We start from the raw sequence: 17420 nt of genomic DNA, 5'->3' as shown, positions 1-17420 counted from the left end.
GCTACGCAAACCACGAAAGGAACATCCGATGACTAACGGCGGCTCTCCCGCCAATGCCTCCGGAGGCGGGCCCATAATCCCAGGCAACCAGAACGCCAGTTGGGCGCTGATCGTGCCCTTCAAAGGTGGATCAGGCGCCAAAAGCCGCCTTCGGGGCAGTGCTGGGACGGTGACAATAGATCCGCCTCTTCGACGCGAGCTGGCCCTGGGGTTTCTTCGCGATACCGTCGCGGCGGCCGCAGCCGCCGCGAGTGTTGGCCGCATCATTATCGTGTCTTCGGACCCGGGCGCCGTCATGTCGCATCCGAAAATTCGGATGCTTGAAGACCAGGGACTCGGGCTCAATGCGGCTGTCGACGCCGGCATCGAGTTCGCCCGATCGCTGGACAGGGCCATTCCTGTCGCTGCGATCACAGCCGATTTGCCGTGCCTGACAGCCGCCGACCTTGACTATGCACTCGAGTGTGCGGGGCATCAACCGCTCACTGTTGTCCAGGACCGAAACGGCACCGGGACCACGATGATTTCAGCGCTGCCGGGCGCACGGGTTCGCCCTCTCTTCGGTTATCGCTCCCGCGACGCGCACATAGCCGCGGCACATCATTTGTCACCCATCCCGCACGGCTCTACGCTGCGGGCCGATGTTGACACCGTCGATGATCTCGCCGCCGCAATCCGCGTCGGTGTGGGCGAAAATACCCGCGCTGTCCTGATCTGCTCACGCTTCCAGTCGTCCCAACCCGCGCGAGCCGGCGACGGCGCCTTCCCACGCTTATCCGAAAACCTCATCGTGCAAAGGAAATCATGTCCGGCCTTCTAATCACCCCGCTTAAGGGCATCCCCGAGATTGCCTCCGACGACAACCTCGCTGGCATCATTGGTGCCGCCTTAGTGAACTCAGCCGAGGGGATCCAGGACGGAGACATATTGGTCGTCACCAGCAAGATCGTCTCCAAGGCCGAAGGCCGGCAGATTCCTGCCACTGACCGTGAAGCCGCCATCACCGCCGAGACAGTCCGCCTCGTGGCCAGCAGGCCTTACCCGGGCGGGCTGACCCGTATTGTCGAAAACCGGCAAGGGCTGGTACTCGCGGCCGCCGGAGTCGACAACAGCAACACCCCCGAGGGCACCGTCCTGCTTCTTCCTATCGATCCCGATGACTCCGCCCGGCGCCTCTGCGAAGACCTGCGCCGGCAGTTCGGCGTTACCATCGGAGTGATACTCAGCGATACCCTCGGCCGGCCGTGGCGCGAAGGCCAGACAGACGCGGCCATAGGCGCGGCCGGCCTGCGCGTGCTTGACGATTATCGGGGAACCCGCGACCCCCACGGGAACCTGCTTCTCGCCTCCGCGGCGGCCGTCGCAGATGAAATCGCGGGTGCGGCAGACCTGGTCAAAGGCAAATCCAGCGGATGCCCCGTCGCGCTGGTGCGAGGCCTGGGACATCTGGTCCTCGAAGACATCGAAGCCCCTGCCGGTTCAGCGCGCAGCCTGGTCCGCCCAGCGGCACAGGACATGTTCAGACTTGGAAGTGACGAGGCATATTCCAACGGCTACAAGGATGGACAGAACGCCGCGACTGCTTTGAGGCCTCGCGGCAAATAGCCCCGAACGAGGCTGGGATCGATACCTGGAAAGCCCGGCCTTCTGACCCGATCAGGGAAAAAAGGCCGGGCTCCGGCGGGCCAGATTTGCCAGCAATCCCTGTCAGCCTCGCTGGTCGACCCTGGCGTCGGCGTCGGCGACCTTCAGTTCGCGCAGTGCCAGCTTGGTGTAGATGGCGACGATCTCGTCCAGGTTCATCCGTCCTCCGGGTTTGAACCAGCTGGCGATATGGGTGGCCTGGGCCACGAAGCTGTAGACGTGGATTTTGGCGTCGATGACGTCGGCGAGTCCTGCGCGGCCGGCGTCCTCAACCAGTCCCTGGAGGAACAGTTCGTATTCGTGGCGCTTTTCGATCACCACATGGCGGGCGCCGTCGGAGAGCGATCGCAGTTCGGCGTTGCCGATGAACACTTCCTGGGCGCGTTCCGCATGGAAGGTCAGGTGGGCAGCCAGCACGGACTCAAGTTTGTCGATGGCGTCCCCGTCCACCATGACCGCCTTTCGGGCGCTATCCAGCAGGTCGTCGATGATCCCGCCCATGATCTGCAGCAGCAGGTGTTCCTTGCTGTCGATGTGGTTATAGAGACTGCCCACCATCAGGCCGACTGCCGAAGCCACCTGCCGTAGGCTCGTCGCGTCGTAACCGCGTTCAAAAAATAGCTTTGCCGCCTCTTCGCGGATGGCCTGCGCCGTCCCGCGTTCCGCCGTTGCAACCATTTCGCCACCTATCGTTTCGTCGATGTCCCAAGTTTAACGCACGGACATACGTTTGCTTACTATTTCCGCTTCCAACGTCGGAAGCGTCAGTCTCTGGAGTCGTCCGGCCGTCGCGTTCGGTGGCCGGGAACGAATGCCCAGGCGTCTTCCCCACCTTGCGGGGCAAACGCCTGGGCATGTCGCCATCCGAATTCGTTTTCGACGGGTTACTCGGCCTGCGCGATGGCTGGCAGCCCTGTCGTTTCGCCGCCGTCGGCCACGAATTCGCTTCCGGTTGAAAATGAGCTTTCATCGCTGGCCAGGAGAACCACGAGGTTGCTGATCTCCTGTGGATCCCCGGCCCGGCCCTGGGGTACATGGCTGAAGTCCATGTACAGGCCGTCGATCATTTGGGTCCTGATATTGCCCGGGTGTATGGAGTTCACGCGAACGCCGTGCGGCGCCAGTTCAATGGCGGCGTTTTTTGTCAGGCCGCGCAAGCCCCATTTGGAAGCTCCGTACGCGGTGAACCCGGCAAATCCTTTGAGTCCTGCGGTGGAAGAGATGTTGATGACAGACGACGGCGAAGATTTCTTGAGCTCACCGGCGGCTGCGCGGATCCCCTTGAATGCCCCTGTGAGGTTGATGCCAAGCACGAGTTCCCATTCCTCGTCGGAACATTGCTCAACACCGTTGTGCCTCAACACCCCGGCATTGTTGACGAGGACATTCAAACCGCCAAATTCGCGAACAGCAATTGCAACCGCGTCGTCCCAGTCGGCGCTGTTGCGAACGTCGAGGTGGACGAATCTGGCGCGGGGCCCCAGAGAATCGGCAAAGAGCTTACCGCGTTCATCGTCGACATCACCGATCACCACGCTGCCGCCGTGCTGGATGATGGCCCGCGCATGGCTGGCCCCCATGCCCTGGGCAGCGCCGCTGATCAGCGCCACCTTGCCCTCAAGCCTTGGCATGCGCCACCTCTTCGACGTTGGTCAAGCCGACTCCGGCGTGCGTCTTGTACCTGCGGTTGACGGCAATCAGGTTGGCGGTAAGACCCTCCACAGCACCCGCCGTGCGCAGCTTGCCGGCGTAGATGCCACGCATACCGGGGATCAGGCGTACCAACTCCTGGACCTTTTTGGTGCTTTCGGCGTCGTCTCCCAGGACCATGACATCTGTGTCCACGGTTTCCGCTGTGAGGTCGGAAAGCAGGACGGACGACACGTGGTGGAAGGCTGCCACAACGTGCGAATCCGGGAGTACAGCCTGCGCCTGCTGCGCCGCGCTGCCCTCCTCTACCCGAGGGGCATACGCCCCGCCCTTATCAAAGGCCAACGGATTGACGACATCGATCACGACCTTTCCGCGGGCGGCATCGCGAATCTGTTCCAGCGTTTCCCGGTGGGCCTCCCAGGGGACTGCGACCACCACGATGTCAGCGTTTGCTGCGCATTCGATCAGGCCGGTGCCGGTGACGGAATGTGCTGTTGGACTGCCGCTGCTTACCCGGGCTGCTGCCTCGGCGGCACGTTCTTCGTTGCGGGAGCCAATGGTGACTTTGAGGCCGGCCGCGGCCCAGCGGTAGGCGAGGCCACCGCCGAGGGCTCCTGTTCCGCCGAGAATTCCGATTGAGGGACGCGGGACGTTGTCGAGTTGCATGAGGATCCTTGGAGCTCGTTGATACTGAATTGGACAATCCCGTCATTGGCCGGCGCGGATGCAGAATCCGTCCGCGGCCAATGACGGGATCAGGGAAGCTATCGGCAGTGAAGGAAGAACAGTTACTGCTGGAATTCCCGCATGGCCTTCGCTGCGGCTTCCAGGTTCTGGAAAGCCTGGCTTGGGTCCGACGGGTCGATCCAGAGAACGGCCCTTTCGATGCCTTGTTCGGCGTATTTCTCCAGCACCTTGGGGTCCGGCGGTGCGGACGCTACGGCCACTCGCATGGTCTTCGGGTCGCGCCCCGCTTCCTCAACGATTTCCCAGAATTTGGGGAGGGTCTTTTCCAGCGTGGGGTCATCCGGCGGCGGAACGATATACAGGCCGTCGGCCCATTCTGCGGCGTGCTTGAACGTCGTGGGACCGGCGCCGCCGATGAACACTGCCGGGCCGCCTGCCTGCTGGGGCTTGGGCCACGACCAGCTCGGGGCGAGATGGACGTGTTTGCCCTCGTAACTGGCTTCGTCCTCGGTCCAAAGGGCCCGCATCGCGGCAACCTTCTCCTTGACGATACTGAACCGCTGCTTCCAGATCMCACCATGCGCTTCGGCCTCGTCTGCGTTCCAGCCGAGACCGACGGCGACAGTCAGACGCCCTCCGGACAAATAGTCAAGGGTGGCAAGCTGCTTGGCTTTTGAAATCGGGTCGTGCTGGGCGATGAGGCATGCGCCGGTCCCGATGTTCAGCTTGGTCGTTGCGGCGATGTAGGAAAGCGTGACGACCTGGTCGTACGTGCGCAGGTAAAAGTTCGGTAGTTCACCTCCCCCGTAAGCGGCAGGGTACGGCGTCTTCCTCGACGTCGGAAAGTGAGTGTGCTCGGGGACGTACAGGGATTCGAAGCCGTAGGCTTCCATTTCCTGCGCGAACTTCACCGGATCCGGTCCTTCATCCGTGAAGAAATAGACTCCACCAATATCCATTGCTCTCAGGTCTTTCTGTAGAAGGGGCTGGGCTTAGTCGTTCTCGACGACGGCGAAATCGTTGAGCACGATCACGGAGTGCTTTCCCAGGAAGTTGGGCACGTCAGCCAACGCAGCCTGCCCGGCTTCCGTGGCCCAGCCCTGTTCCATGGCGTCCTGGCTTTCGTATTCCAGGATGGCGATCCCGTCGATGCCGAACTCGTTGTCCGGTTCGCCGCCGTCGGGCACTATGTGGCGTTGAACGTACCGGGTCACACCGGGGACCTTGGATGCCAGCGGCGCGTGAATATCCCTCCAGTAGGTGCAGAACTGGTCGAAAGACATACCTGGCTTGCGGCCCAGAAGAGCCATGGTCTTAACCGGACGAACGCTGTTCTCGGTCATGTTTTTCCTTTCGTTGGTGGCGCATGTGACTGTCGGCGACCACGGTGACGCCGGCAGTTTGCAGAGTCATGCTCCGCGGGGATGGTCTAAGCGGGTCTGTCCTGACGCCCGCGTAACGGCGCTAGCCGGGTCAGCAAGGATTTTCCGTTGACGGACTGGAGTCCCACAGCAACCGCAATGACGGCCGCCTGGATGAGCAGCTGAGTGGACGAAGGAGCGCCCAGGGACAGGACAAGTTGGGTCAACTGGCTGAGGAAGAGTGCCCCGATAGCTGTGCCGAGGATCTTGCCTCGACCGCCATTGAGCGCTGTGCCGCCGACGACTACGGCGGCAATGGCTGGCAACAGGTACTGGTTTCCAACATTTGTGTTCGGCGTGCTGATGTATCCGGCAAGAAGGACGCCGGCGCCGCTGTAGCAGAGAGCAGCCGCAACGTAGCCGCTGACCTTCAGGCCGACCACCCGTATGCCGGCGATCTTCGCAGCGGATTCGTTGGCTCCGACCGCGACCAGACGCCGGCCCCAGACCGTGCGCTTCGTGGCAAGGGCAACAACAACCACCAGGAGGACCGAAAGCCAGACAGTGTTCGACACCCCGAGGGTCTTGTCCAAGGCGAAGTCCGAGACGGACTGGGGAGCGCGGGTGGGGGTACCTCCGGAGTAGGCAAGTGCGGCTCCCAGCAGCAGGGCGTTCATGGCCAACGTCGCCACCAGCGGAGTGACGGAGAATACCGCTATGACCAGTCCGTTGACCAGGCCGACGGCTACGGCGATGAGGGCAACAACGGCCAGTGCGAGGGCCACGTTATCGTTGTTTTTTGCCGCGAATTGGGTACTGACCAATGCGCCCATGGTCATCATGCCGGGGACGGACAGGTCGATGCCTTTCAGCATCACGACAAGAGTCTGACCGATGGCCGTGATGGCGAGGATGGCGGCGAAGGGCAGCAGCGAATCTATGGAGCTTCTGGAGACGCTTCCCGGGGCGATCAGCCAGCTTAGAAGGAAGAGGCCGACCGTAGCGATGAGAATTGGTGAGCGGGTGAGTTGCTGCGCGGCTTTACGCGCTGTTCCGCCGTCAGTGATCCGGGTTGCAGCGGATTCGTTCGTGATTGTCATGGTTCTACGTCCGTTCCGAAAGGGAGCGAGTCTTTGAGTAGAAGGCTGCGGCGGCGAGCGTGAGTCCGCCAATGAACCACTGCTGCCAGTACATTTGGAGGCCCAGGAACTGCACCACGGTGTTGGCCTGGATGACGAGGATGGCCCCCATGATGGCGCCGAGGAACGATCCGCGGCCGCCGAAGATGCTGGCGCCGCCCAGGACTACGGCTCCGATGCTCGCCAGCGTGTAGCTGTCACCGATGCTTGCATTTCCGGTTCCTGCCTGGGCCATGAGCATCAGTGAGGCGGGAACGACCAACACCGAGCAGCCGACGTAGGCGGCCAGTACCACCAGGTTGGACTTCACCCCCACTTTTTTTGCCGTCACCGGGTTCGAACCTACTGCCCTGAGCCGGACCCCGAAGAGGGACTTATGGAGGGTGACCTCAAGTACGAGCGCAATCGCGATCGCTCCGACCAGCATCCAGGGCAGGAATCCCAAGGATGACGCAACCATGCCGGTGAAGGTCGGGTCCATGCGTCCTCCGGGGAGGGGCCGCAGAAGATAGGCGAAGCCTTGAAGCGCCGTGAAGGTGACCAACGTGGCAATGAGCGGAGTGATTCTAACGATCGTCGTCAGGAACCAGTTGATGACCCCTACGGCTGCCGCAGCGAGCGTGACTATCAGGATGCCGATGGCAATGCCGGCCGGCGATCGGAACTCTGAAAGCACGAACGAGCCGAGGACCACAAGGAAGCCGGCCAACGGACCCACGGACAGGTCGATGGCGCCGACCATCATGACCAACTGCTGGGCTATGGCGAAAAACGCCAGGATGGCGACCAGCGGCAGAACGAGCCCGAAGTTGCGGGGCGTGAGGTAGAAGCTGCTTTGCGATGCGGCGACGATTCCGAGGACGACGGTGGCGATGAGGAGCACGCCCCCCGGCATCAGATCATTCTCAGCCAGCTGCCGCTTCCATTTTTTCTCCGGGCGTTTCGCCTCGGTTGCAACGTTGCGGTGCTGGCTGGCGGTGAGTGCAGCCTCGGTGATCCGTCGTTCGGAAACCTCGTCACCGATGAGTTCTTTCGCGGCGTGACCCCGGGAGAAAACGATGACGCGGTCGCACAGCTCTTCGAGTTCGGCGGCTGAGGAGGACAGGACAATGATTGATGCCCCTTCCGCGGCAGCCGTGCGAAGGATCTGGTAGATCTCCCCCCGGGCTCCGACGTCGACGCCCTGGGTCGGTTCATCCGCCAACAAAACGGGCGAACCGCCCAGCAGGACACGGCTGAGGACCACCTTCTGCTGGTTTCCGCCCGAAAGCGTATCGATGTCCACATCGGCCGACGGGGCCTTGACGCGGAGGGCGGCGAACTGTTTGATCACCGACTTCTGTTCGTGCCGGGAGCTGACTATTCCTGCCTTGGCGAACTGTGCGATCGAACCGATGGACGCGTTCTCGCGCAGGCTTAGCCGCGAGAAGTTTCCTTCATTGTGCCTGTCATGCGGCAAGTAGACGATTCCATCGCGGGTGGCGTTCGTTGTGCTTCCCAGCCTCACATGGCCGCCGTTGACGGTCACCGAACCTTTGCTGCGTGACAGGCCTGCCAAAGCGCGCAGGGCGTCGCGCTGGCCTTGACCTTCGATGCCGGCGAAGCCCACGATTTCGCCTTTGCGGACTTCCATGTTGAGGTCTGAGAACCCGTGTCCGTTCAGGCCCTCGATTTTCAGCTGCACAGGTGCTGCAGGGTCCAGGGTTGTCGCCCTGGCAACTTCCCGGGACTTCTGGTGCCCGACGACGAGGTTGACGATGTCCTGCTCCGTCATTTCGCTGGCCGGGAAGGTCCCTTCCAGCGCACCGTCACGAAGTACAGAGATTGTGTTTGCGATTTTCTTCACTTCGTTGATTTTGTGGGAGATATAGACGACCGCCCCTCCCCGTTGCACGACGGCGTCAATCAGCTGGAAGAGCTCCTCGACAGCGGCGGGAAGGAGATGTTCAGTCGGCTCGTCAAGAACGACGACCTTCGGATCCTCCGCCATGGCCCGGGCGATTTCCACGACGAATCGTGCGTCCGGTTTCAGACTGCCGACGAGGGACCGCGGATCGATGGAGGCAACATTCTTCCAGCCCTCCAGTATTCCTTCGGCCCACCGCACTTGCTCGCTGACTGTTGGACGCAAAGCCTTCGGCATTCCCAGCCGCATATTCTCGGCCACAGTCAGGTGGGGAAGCAGGGCAGGCTCTTGGTACACAATGGCCAGCCCCTGCTCTCGGCTCCACTGGGGTGTCGGGGAATCGGTGGTGGCTCCGCCGATTTGAACGGAACCCAGGTCGGGAAGGACCGCACCGGCTGCCACGCCCACAAGGGTCGACTTGCCGGCACCGTTCTCACCGACGAGAGCGTGAACTTCGCCCTTTTGGACATCGAGGGAAACGTTCTTCAGTGCGTGGACGCCCGGGTAGCGCTTATCGACGCCCTGCAGGCGGAGCACTACCTGTCCGTCGTCTGAGGCGGGGCCATGTTCTGCCTGAACCAGCCCCTGGGGATCCTGTTGGATCACGGTCATCTCCTTGTGCACAGTTCCATGGACCGAGGAAGTCACTTGAAGACTGCTTTCAGCTTCTCCTGCGAGAGGGCGGAGGACAGGTCAGCGTCCGGCGGCAGGTCCTTGTTGCAGGTGGGAAGCTTTCCGTTGGCTGTATCGATGAAGGTCGGCAGCTGGAAGAGTTCCGGTTCGTTGTCCGGGAGCTTGTTCAGTGCAGCGAGTGCTTTACGGCCGGCGATGCGGACCACCGTAGTGGTTCCGTCCAGGGTCAGGAGCTGGAAGTTGGGGTTCTTGTCCTTTTGCTCCAGCCAGAAGCAGCCGAGTTCGTTGTCCGTCGCGGAAGTGGCGAGGGGAGGAATTGGCCGGCTTGCGTTGACCATGGCGCGAAGTCCGCCAAGGTCAGCGACGCCGTAATCGGAGGCCCAGCCATCGATTTTTTCGAACTTCGTCAGCACACCGGACATCGCACGCTGCATGTAGGCCGGGTCCCAGCTGGAGGCGATGGGGTCAGGAGTTGCGATCTTGAATGCGCCCGTCTGCTCATTGGTCGCCTGGATCCCCTTGAGGAGTTCCACTGTTGACGGGCTCCCGCTGGGAAGGCCGCCAGTGAAGATGACATTGCCACCGGCAGGAACCTGCTTGGCCAGCCACTTGGCCATGGTGTCGCCTTCGGTCTTGAAGTCATAGGCGACATAGCCGTCGTAGTCAGTTCCGACCTTTCCGCCCGGATCGGCGATGTAGGGGACGACAACCACACCGGCCTTCTTGGCATTAGATAGCGCGCTCAGGGCCTGGCTGCCAAAGTCGTCGTAAGTGACAATGGCGTCATAGCCCTGGGCGCTGTAGGAGTTGATGGCGGTGATGTATTTCTGCAAATCACCGTCGGCCTGGGAGTAGTCGACCGTCACGTTCTTGCACGCAGCGAGTTCGTCCTTGAGCTCGGCCTCGGTGATCTTGCGCCAGGAATTGGCGCCGAATCCTGCCACGTGCGCAATTTTGATCGGCCTGTCGCCGCACAGCTGTTCCACCGGGAGCGGGTTGCCCCCGGCGTTGGAAGCCGCGCCGGCGGCGCCCCCGGCCGAGGTTGCAGTGGGGCCTTCGACAGTGCAGCCGGTGAAGAGCAGGGCGGTCAACGCTGCGGCGGCGATCGAGAGGGTCCGCCGGGAAGTTAGCGAGCATTTCATGTTAGTTCCTTAGAGGGAGAATCTGTGTGACGCGGGCGCACCTTTGCTGCCAGCGGTCTCGCGCCGCGAGGGCGGCGCGGAATACCAGGAGGACTAGTTCCGGAACTGCTGTTCGACCCAGCCTTTGTCCCAGTTCGAGACCTGGTGGGTACGGCCGATCAGTTCTTCGAAGAACCAGCGTCCGTCTCGTTTGACGAACTTGTCCGAATACGTGACGGTGAGCACGACCGCGTCCTTCTTCTCTGGATCATCCGTTTGCTCGATAGTGCAAAGGCACAGCAAGTAGAAGGTGCCCGTAGCCCGGGTACCGTCCTCTGAAACGACGATGTTAGGCGCCATCACGAAATGCAGGGCCCACGAGATCCTCTCGGACAGGGCAGCGAAGTGGTTTCGAATTTCGTCGCGGCCAACCAGAGTGGCACCCTCGCCATCGACGATCCACCGGCCGTCTTCAACAAAGAGGGCTGCGATGCCGTCGGGGTTGTAAGAGTCGTCGCAGTAGCCGGCGTAGGTGTACTTGAGCTTCTCGATTGCTTGCACATCCTCGAGTCGCGTGAGTCGCCGGCTTAGCTCCTCAAGCGTTGCAGTGGGACTGCGATCTTCATTGATTTCAATAGACATTTCAGGGCCTCTTCTGTCTGAGACATATACGACGTCTCGCGGGCTGCTTCATTGCGGCTCATACGCACCGGCGGACCAATTCGGCAGGCTGTATGGATACGAACATACACTAGTTTGCTGTGACGCGCACCACTTGTCAATGCATCTGTACAGAATTGATTTTGTGTCTTTTGATTCAAAATAAGTCAGACTCAAGGCCCCGGAAACGGGCACGCAAAAGACCCCACAAGTGACCCAGAGGATTACTTGTGGGGTGCGCCGAGACGGCGTTCGTACAGACGTGCGCCGCCAGGACCGGTCCAAATCGCGCGGAAACGCCGCGGAGGCGCACCGTTACCTATAGTTGTTAAGCTGTGCTGGCTGAATAGCATCGAGCCGAATCAGTGCATGTAGTGACTCGCCAGCGGTCACATAATTTTCCTGCCGAGGAAATAACCCCGGATATTAAATATTTCGCTCCATTGCGCATCCATTTCCCATTGCGAAATTCCGGTGCATTGTTTATTTGTCCAGGCAATGGTTTATCTGTCGCCTAATTCATAACGCCGATTTCATTGGCATCAATATCTGATTACAACGCACGCACCCGGCTGGCCAGCCCCCTGCAGGACCGGCCAGCCGTGCCTGCTAATCCCCGGTGATGGTCTCCGTGCCGGACGGGTTAGCGGACAAGGGATCAGTGAGAATTCCACGCATCACGATGCTCTTGATCTGGGTGAGTTCCTCGAGTGTGTACAGGAAGCCTTCCCGGCCGATGCCGCTCTTCTTGTAGCCACCAAATGCACTGCCGTCGGGGCGGTAGCAGTTGCCGCCGTTGATCGAGACCATTCCCGTCTGCATGCGGCCGGCCGCGTAGAACGCCTTGTGGAAATCGGTGGAGAAGACGGCGCCGCCGAGGCCGAAGGAGGAAGCATTGGCAATGTCGATCGCCTCGTCGATCCCGCGGAAGGGCATGAGCGAGAACACCGGCCCGAAGATCTCGTCGTCGGTTGCGATGCCTACTTCCCTGGTGATTTCAAGGATTGTGGGTTCGATGAAGGCGCCGTCGCGCTTGCCGCCAAGCCGGACTGTTGCACCCTCCGAGACCGCCTGCTGGATTTGGTTCTCGACGTCCTTGGCGGCCCGCTCGTTGATGAGAGGGCCGATTTCGGTGGAGGGGTCGGTCGGATCCCCTGCCTTCTTTCCCTGAACCTGATCCGTAAGCTTTTCGAGGAACTCGCTGTAGCGGGATTCCTCGACCAGGATCCGCTTGGTGGCAACGCAGACCTGTCCATTCCCGTAAAGCCGACCGATTGCCGCGTGCTGAACAGCCAGATCAATGTCCGCATCTTCGCAGACGATGAAGGCATCGTTGCCGTTGAGCTCCAGGAAGGTGCGGACAACGTTGCGGGCAGTATTTTCGCCGATCAATTCACCCACCTTGGTGCTGCCGGTAAAGCTCAGCCCATTGATCAAGGGGCTCCGGGACAGGTAGTCCCCTGAGACGGACCCTGACCCGGTGACAATCTGGAGTGTGTTGCCCGGAACGCCTGCCTCCAAGAGCAGTTCTGTCATGCGAATACACGTGAGCGAATCGTCCTGCGGCGGCTTAACGATCACGGCATTTCCACCTGCGAGAGCTGCGCCCACCTTTTGCGCATAGAGCTCGGCGGGAAAATTGAAGGCCAGGATCGCCGCAATGACACCCAAGGGTTCGCGCTTGGTGATCAAGAGGTCACCCTCGAGGCCTGGCTGTATGTCCAACGGTATGGACTGGCCGAAGATCCGCTTGGACTCTTCAGCGAACCCTTCAAAGATGCGGGCGGCAGTTTCGAGTTCATTCCGGGAGTGCGCCAGTATCTTGCCACTCTCCCCGGCAAGCAGAACTGAAAGTTCTTCGATATTTTCACGCAGTGCCGAGACAAACTTTGTGAGGATGGCCGAGCGCTGATGTGCCGGCGTGGAGGCCCAGATCTTCGCCCCCTTTTGAGCATGCTCGAGGGCCTCCTGAATATCCTCTACAGTGGCCGAGGGAATGGTGTCGATTACCTCGTTGGTGGCGACGTTGAGGGTTTCGGAGAAGCCGCCCCCGCGGGCGTCGCGCTTCTCTCCATTGATAAGCATCTTCATTTTCGGAGCCTTTCAGCTGTTCAGGTATATGGTTGTTCGTTCGGGGTGTTACCAGCGGTTGAGGACGCTGATGCCGCTGCCTTTGAAGTCGCCCATGGATGAAATGATGTTGCCCGCCTCTTCAAGGCCAACCCGGTTCGTGATCATGCTGCCGGGATTGAGTACGCCCCGCTCGACCATGCGCATCATGTCCGGGTAGCGGGAGACGGGCATATTTGCGGATCCCACGATTGACAGCTCCTGAAGGACAATGCTGTCGATGGGCAGGGCAATCATGCCCTTTTCTTCCTTCGACGTCAGCCCGACCTGAAGGAGACGCCCTCGTTTGCGGAGGCTGTTGACGGCCGCCTGGCAGGTAATCGAGATACCAAGAGCGTCCACGGCCACGTGGACTCCGCCCTGAGTGAGTTCACGGATCGCCGCAACGGGATCTTCGTGTTGTCCGTTAACCGTGGCGACAGCGCCGAGCGACTTCGCCAGTGCCAGGGAATCTTCGTTGATATCCACGGCAATCACGTTGGCACCCATTGCCGACGCAATGTGGATGGCGGACAGGCCCAGGCCGCCACAACCGTGAACGGAGACCCACTCCCCCGGCTTGACACTTACCTGGTCCACAATGCCGTGGAATGCAGTCATGAACCGGCAGCCCAGACCAGCGGCAGCGTCGAAGTCGACGTTATCCGGGAGGCGGACCAGGTTGCGATCGGCGTCGGGGACCTGCACGAACCGACCGTAGCCGCCCCAGTAGTTGGTGCCGGCGAAGGAGACGTTTTCGCAGATGTTGTTGTGCCCGGCGAGGCAGTACTCACAATGTCCGCAGCCATGAGCATGAGGAACGACTACGCGATCACCCTTCTTGTACCGCGAAACTTCGGAGCCGACTTCCTCGACGACGCCTGCGAACTCGTGGCCCATCACATGCGGAAGATCCAGTTTCAGGCCCAGCCAGTCCCAGTCGCCCATCCAGAGGTGCCAGTCGCTTCGACAAATACCGTTGGCCTCGACCCTGATGATGACACCCTTTGGCGTCAGCTCGGGCTCCGGGACATCCAGCACTTCGAGTTCTTTGCCGAATCCTGTAAGTACTAACGCTTTCATGTTTCTCCATCCGTGGCTGCAACAGCCAGATCATCCTTGATCGCAATCGAGACGAACAATCGCTTGTTCTTGCTATCTCAATGTTACCTATGTCTCACCCTCTGTCAATCGGGACGCACCGTGACTTCGGGTTACAGCGAACCGTCCCAGCAAAAAGACACCTCTCGCATTTAGAGGTCCCTGTATCGTTGAATTCAACGTAACCCTTCACATAAGTGTGAAGGTCAAGCTGGCGGCTTGTGGCTCCTCCCGCGTCGCGTGCCACCCGATGAAAGAGACAAGATGAAAATAGGTGACTTGGCCGAGGCCACAGGTGTCTCGACCCGCCTGCTGCGGTATTACGAAGAGCAGGGTCTGCTGCACCCGGATCGCTCGGCCAACGGCTATCGAAGCTATCCGCACGGCGCAGTGGAAATCGTCAAGCAGATCCGGGCACTCCTTCACGCCGGCCTACCCACCGAGGTCATTCGGTGTGCCCTTCCTTGCCTCGACGGTCACCGCATTGATGTTTCGGAGGAGCCCGACGGCCCACTAGCCACTCGCCTGCGTGAAGAGCTAGCCAACATTGACGATCGAATCCGCTCCTTGACCCGGCACCGGAACATGATCAGCGAATACCTGGCTCCGCTCAATCACACCCGCCCGTCAAGGCTCTCAGGTAGCTAGATGACACTGGCATCGCTGGGCACAGAAGCGTAGCGTCGATTCACAGATAGTGCAGCGTTCATTCGGGGAACGGGGTCCGCGCGACGTTGCCGGGTGTTGAGCCGTTGAAGTCAATCCTCTAAAGGAGTCGGGATGGCTGGATGGAACGCTGATACTGCCGCCGGGCCCATGGGGTCCGGGTCGGTCACCTTAGTGGAAGGCTCATCCTTCTGCATCTCCTCGGCGAACGGCGATATTAATCCCGAACACCCGCACGGGGTGTTCTATGAGGACACCCGCATCCTGTCCCGGTGGAATCTGACCGTTGATGGGCATCCATTAGAGCCGCTGGCCGCGAAGACGAAGGAACCGTATCGGGCCCTGTTTGTGGGCCGCGTTCCCCGCACGGACGGGTACGCCGACAGCCCGCTAATCGTCGAACGCCTCCGAGAGGTGGGTGCCGGAATCCTCGAGCAGGTGACCGTCCGAAACTACTCACCGGCCCCAGCCGAGTGCGTTGTATCACTCAGAGTCGAGGCAGACTTCGCGGACCTCTTCGAGGTGAAGGAGGCACGCATCCAGCGGCGCTGGGCCGAGTCCCGCGAAGCGGATGGCGACAGGCTGATCATCCGCGCCGAGTGGCAGAGCGTCCGAAAGGGCGTCGTTGTGTCGGCCGGCGGCGCCGACATCGCACCGGAGGCCCTGACCTACCGCCAGGTTATCCCGCCGCACGGACAATGGACCGCCACGCTGAGTGTGTTGCCCACAGTCGACGGAGGCGGTCCGTTGGCGCCGTTCGTTCACGCGACCGAAGGGGAAATGTCTCCGCGCGACCTGCGCAGGCAGGAGTGGGTGTCCAGGATTCCGGTGCTGCACATGGGCAACCGCTCCATCGAACGGACCCTGCGGCGCAGTTATGACGACCTGGGTGCCCTTCGTATTGAGGATCCTGATCACCCGGACCGGATCGTAGTCGCTGCCGGCGCGCCCTGGTTTATGGCACTGTTCGGCCGGGACTCGCTGTTGGCGTCGCTCATGGCATTACCGGTGGATCCCTCGCTGGCCCTTGGCACCATTCAGACATTGGCCGCCCGACAGGGCAGCGTGGTGGATCCGATGAGCGAAGAGGAGCCGGGAAAGATCCTGCACGAGGTCCGGCTCGACGTTTCTAGCGGGCTGGCACTGGGGGGTAAGTCCGCATACTACGGCAGCGTCGATGCCACCCCGCTGTTCGTGGCTCTGCTCGGGGAAGTCAGCCGCTGGGGATTTGCCCCGGAATCCATCTCCGCCCTAATGCCCCATGCGGACCGGGCACTCGCTTGGATCCGCGACTACGGAGACAGGGACGGCGACGGCTTTGTCGAGTATAAGCGCCTCAACGACCGCGGGCTGATCAACCAGGGCTGGAAGGATTCCTGGGACGGCATCAACTTTGCCGACGGCCGCCTGGCCGAGGCACCGATCGCATTGTGCGAGGTGCAGGCCTACGTCTACAGCGCGTATATGGCGCGCTCCTGGATAGCATACGACGCCGGCGACAAGGCCCTGGCAGCTGAGTACCGCGATCGCGGGGCACAGCTGAAGAGGCAGTTCAACGAACAGTTCTGGCTGCCCGACCGCGGCTACTACGCCATCGCCCTGGACGGAAAGAAACGGCCAGTCGATGCGTGTGCCTCCAACATGGGGCAGTGCCTGTTGTTCGGCATCGTCGATGAGGACAAGGCCCCTCTGGTGGCCGAACGGCTGATGTCCCCGGAAATGTTCAGCGGCTGGGGCGTGCGGACTCTGGCAAGCAACATGGGCGCTTACAACCCCGCCAGCTACCACAACGGCTCGGTCTGGCCCCACGACAATGCCATCATCGCCGCCGGGCTCCTGCGCTACGGCTTGGCGGAGCAGGCACAACGGATCTCTACAGCTCTGTTTGACGCGGCCGAGTATTCAGAGGGACGGCTGCCCGAATTGTTCTGCGGCTTCAGCCGCGAGGACTTCGACGAACCAGTCCCCTATCCGACGGCGTGCTCGCCGCAAGCGTGGGCCGCCACCACCCCGATTCAGCTGGTGAAGGGCTTGATGGGTTACTACGCCGACGTTGCCCTAGGCGGCCTTTGGATGGATCCTGTGCTCCCTGAATCCTTCGGTGACCTGCACATGAGCAATGCGCCGATGGCCGGCGGCCGGATCACCATCGACATCTCCGGTTCTGAGGCCAGCGTCCAGGGGCTGCCCGAGGGCATGCACTTCCACCGCGGAACCCGGCCGTGGGCGGCCGACCTGGTGGAACAGGCCAGAATGCGCGAAAAGGGTTAGCGGGATCCGCATCCGTCAACCGTAGATCTATCCCAAAGAAGTAACTCTCCAGAGGCCCTTAACAATCCCATCCAAGGTCTGGTCATCTGCTTTGTAGACATCACACAAAAACTGGCGGTCATTTGGAAACTAGCGTCTGTTTGCACAGACATAACAGCTAGCCATCACAAAGGGACCATCACATGACGATTCAGGCAGACCCGCCCGTTACCCGCCACGAAATCCTGGAAATAGCCCGCGAGCAGGTCCTCGAAGACGGCATCGGCCTGACCCAGCCGCAGCTCGAGGAAGTCCTCCGCCTCCCGGACGCAGCCCTTCCCGCCGCCCTTCAACTGGCCCACGAGGTGCGCCTGAAGCACTGCGGCGAGGACGTCGAGGTCGAGGGCATCATCTCGATCAAGACCGGCGGCTGCCCCGAGGACTGCCACTTCTGCAGCCAGTCCGGCCTCTTTGACAGCCCGGTAAGAGG

Annotated in this window: 15 protein-coding genes and 1 pseudogene; 5 read left to right on the top strand and 11 right to left on the bottom strand. The window is 61.2% G+C overall.

Annotated features, from left to right (window positions below):
* Positions 1 to 28: 28 nt before the first annotated feature.
* Complete coding sequence (cofC, locus tag ASF98_RS13185; RefSeq protein WP_055802513.1) at positions 29 to 820, top strand: 2-phospho-L-lactate guanylyltransferase; 792 nt, start codon at positions 29 to 31, stop codon at positions 818 to 820.
* On the top strand, positions 805 to 1605 hold the full coding sequence (locus ASF98_RS13180) for a coenzyme F420-0:L-glutamate ligase (protein ID WP_055802510.1): 801 nt from the start codon (positions 805 to 807) through the stop codon (positions 1603 to 1605). The genes cofC and ASF98_RS13180 overlap by 16 nt, the downstream gene beginning before the upstream one ends.
* A gap of 102 nt (positions 1606 to 1707) precedes the next feature.
* On the opposite strand, the gene ASF98_RS13175 is transcribed toward ASF98_RS13180, so the two are convergent.
* The 11 genes from ASF98_RS13175 to ASF98_RS13125 all read right to left on the bottom strand — a co-directional run bounded on the left by ASF98_RS13175 (position 1708) and on the right by ASF98_RS13125 (position 13996).
* On the bottom strand, positions 1708 to 2322 hold the full coding sequence (locus ASF98_RS13175) for a TetR/AcrR family transcriptional regulator (RefSeq protein WP_055802508.1): 615 nt from the start codon (positions 2320 to 2322) through the stop codon (positions 1708 to 1710).
* Positions 2323 to 2528: 206 nt separating this feature from the next.
* Positions 2529 to 3254 carry an SDR family oxidoreductase gene (locus ASF98_RS13170; protein ID WP_235505896.1) on the bottom strand — a complete coding sequence of 242 codons (726 nt, stop codon included), beginning with the start codon at positions 3252 to 3254 and terminating at the stop codon, positions 2529 to 2531.
* Positions 3255 to 3261: 7 nt separating this feature from the next.
* Positions 3262 to 3963, bottom strand: a complete 702-nt coding sequence (npdG, locus tag ASF98_RS13165; RefSeq protein ID WP_055802505.1) for an NADPH-dependent F420 reductase — start codon at positions 3961 to 3963, stop codon at positions 3262 to 3264.
* A 122-nt stretch (positions 3964 to 4085) separates the two neighbouring features.
* Positions 4086 to 4943 (bottom strand): LLM class F420-dependent oxidoreductase, encoded by an 858-nt coding sequence (locus ASF98_RS13160; RefSeq protein ID WP_055802503.1) that lies wholly within the window; start codon positions 4941 to 4943, stop codon positions 4086 to 4088.
* 33 nt (positions 4944 to 4976) lie between these two features.
* Positions 4977 to 5327 carry an EthD family reductase gene (locus ASF98_RS13155; protein ID WP_055802502.1) on the bottom strand — a complete coding sequence of 117 codons (351 nt, stop codon included), beginning with the start codon at positions 5325 to 5327 and terminating at the stop codon, positions 4977 to 4979.
* 86 nt (positions 5328 to 5413) lie between these two features.
* On the bottom strand, positions 5414 to 6445 hold the full coding sequence (locus ASF98_RS13150; RefSeq protein ID WP_235505894.1) for an ABC transporter permease: 1032 nt from the start codon (positions 6443 to 6445) through the stop codon (positions 5414 to 5416).
* Positions 6446 to 6449: 4 nt separating this feature from the next.
* Positions 6450 to 8996 (bottom strand): ATP-binding cassette domain-containing protein, encoded by a 2547-nt coding sequence (locus tag ASF98_RS13145; RefSeq protein WP_200939360.1) that lies wholly within the window; start codon positions 8994 to 8996, stop codon positions 6450 to 6452.
* A gap of 38 nt (positions 8997 to 9034) precedes the next feature.
* On the bottom strand, positions 9035 to 10165 hold the full coding sequence (locus tag ASF98_RS13140) for a substrate-binding domain-containing protein (protein WP_055802498.1): 1131 nt from the start codon (positions 10163 to 10165) through the stop codon (positions 9035 to 9037).
* Positions 10166 to 10258: 93 nt separating this feature from the next.
* Positions 10259 to 10705, bottom strand: a complete 447-nt coding sequence (locus ASF98_RS13135; protein ID WP_200939359.1) for a nuclear transport factor 2 family protein — start codon at positions 10703 to 10705, stop codon at positions 10259 to 10261.
* A 708-nt stretch (positions 10706 to 11413) separates the two neighbouring features.
* A complete protein-coding gene (locus ASF98_RS13130; RefSeq protein ID WP_055802494.1) occupies positions 11414 to 12895 on the bottom strand; it encodes an aldehyde dehydrogenase family protein in 1482 nt (493 codons plus the stop codon).
* 48 nt (positions 12896 to 12943) lie between these two features.
* Entirely contained in the window at positions 12944 to 13996 is a 1053-nt protein-coding gene (locus tag ASF98_RS13125; protein WP_055802488.1) for a zinc-dependent alcohol dehydrogenase family protein, read from the bottom strand.
* A 282-nt stretch (positions 13997 to 14278) separates the two neighbouring features.
* On the opposite strand from ASF98_RS13125, the gene ASF98_RS23730 reads away from it, so the two are divergent.
* The 3 genes and pseudogenes from ASF98_RS23730 to ASF98_RS13110 form a co-directional block, all read left to right on the top strand.
* The gene (locus ASF98_RS23730) at positions 14279 to 14662 is read left to right on the top strand and encodes a MerR family transcriptional regulator (RefSeq protein WP_082506830.1); all 384 of its coding nucleotides are present in this window, start codon (positions 14279 to 14281) and stop codon (positions 14660 to 14662) included.
* 132 nt (positions 14663 to 14794) lie between these two features.
* Positions 14795 to 16951, top strand: coding sequence for an amylo-alpha-1,6-glucosidase (locus ASF98_RS13115; protein WP_055802484.1), 2157 nt, complete (start codon positions 14795 to 14797; stop codon positions 16949 to 16951).
* 182 nt (positions 16952 to 17133) lie between these two features.
* Positions 17134 to 17420, top strand: a pseudogene (locus tag ASF98_RS13110) (biotin synthase BioB); the annotation flags it as partial.

Source organism: Arthrobacter sp. Leaf337, from assembly GCF_001423745.1.
Lineage (GTDB): Bacteria > Actinomycetota > Actinomycetes > Actinomycetales > Micrococcaceae > Arthrobacter.
Note: the sequence above shows the minus strand (reverse complement) of the source record. Positions and strands in the feature narration are given on the sequence as shown.

Excerpts from the sequence above, each read along its gene's own strand:
- ASF98_RS13140 (WP_055802498.1), bottom strand. The coding sequence starts at position 10,165 with ATGAAATGCTCGCTAACTTCCCGGCGGACCCTCTCGATCGCCGCCGCA.
- ASF98_RS13180 (WP_055802510.1), top strand. The coding sequence starts at position 805 with ATGTCCGGCCTTCTAATCACCCCGCTTAAGGGCATCCCCGAGATTGCC.
- ASF98_RS23730 (WP_082506830.1), top strand. The coding sequence starts at position 14,279 with ATGAAAATAGGTGACTTGGCCGAGGCCACAGGTGTCTCGACCCGCCTG.
- npdG (WP_055802505.1), bottom strand. The coding sequence starts at position 3,963 with ATGCAACTCGACAACGTCCCGCGTCCCTCAATCGGAATTCTCGGCGGA.
- cofC (WP_055802513.1), top strand. The coding sequence starts at position 29 with ATGACTAACGGCGGCTCTCCCGCCAATGCCTCCGGAGGCGGGCCCATA.
- ASF98_RS13155 (WP_055802502.1), bottom strand. The coding sequence starts at position 5,327 with ATGACCGAGAACAGCGTTCGTCCGGTTAAGACCATGGCTCTTCTGGGC.
- ASF98_RS13125 (WP_055802488.1), bottom strand. The coding sequence starts at position 13,996 with ATGAAAGCGTTAGTACTTACAGGATTCGGCAAAGAACTCGAAGTGCTG.
- ASF98_RS13115 (WP_055802484.1), top strand. The coding sequence starts at position 14,795 with ATGGCTGGATGGAACGCTGATACTGCCGCCGGGCCCATGGGGTCCGGG.
- ASF98_RS13130 (WP_055802494.1), bottom strand. The coding sequence starts at position 12,895 with ATGAAGATGCTTATCAATGGAGAGAAGCGCGACGCCCGCGGGGGCGGC.
- ASF98_RS13150 (WP_235505894.1), bottom strand. The coding sequence starts at position 6,445 with ATGACAATCACGAACGAATCCGCTGCAACCCGGATCACTGACGGCGGA.
- ASF98_RS13175 (WP_055802508.1), bottom strand. The coding sequence starts at position 2,322 with ATGGTTGCAACGGCGGAACGCGGGACGGCGCAGGCCATCCGCGAAGAG.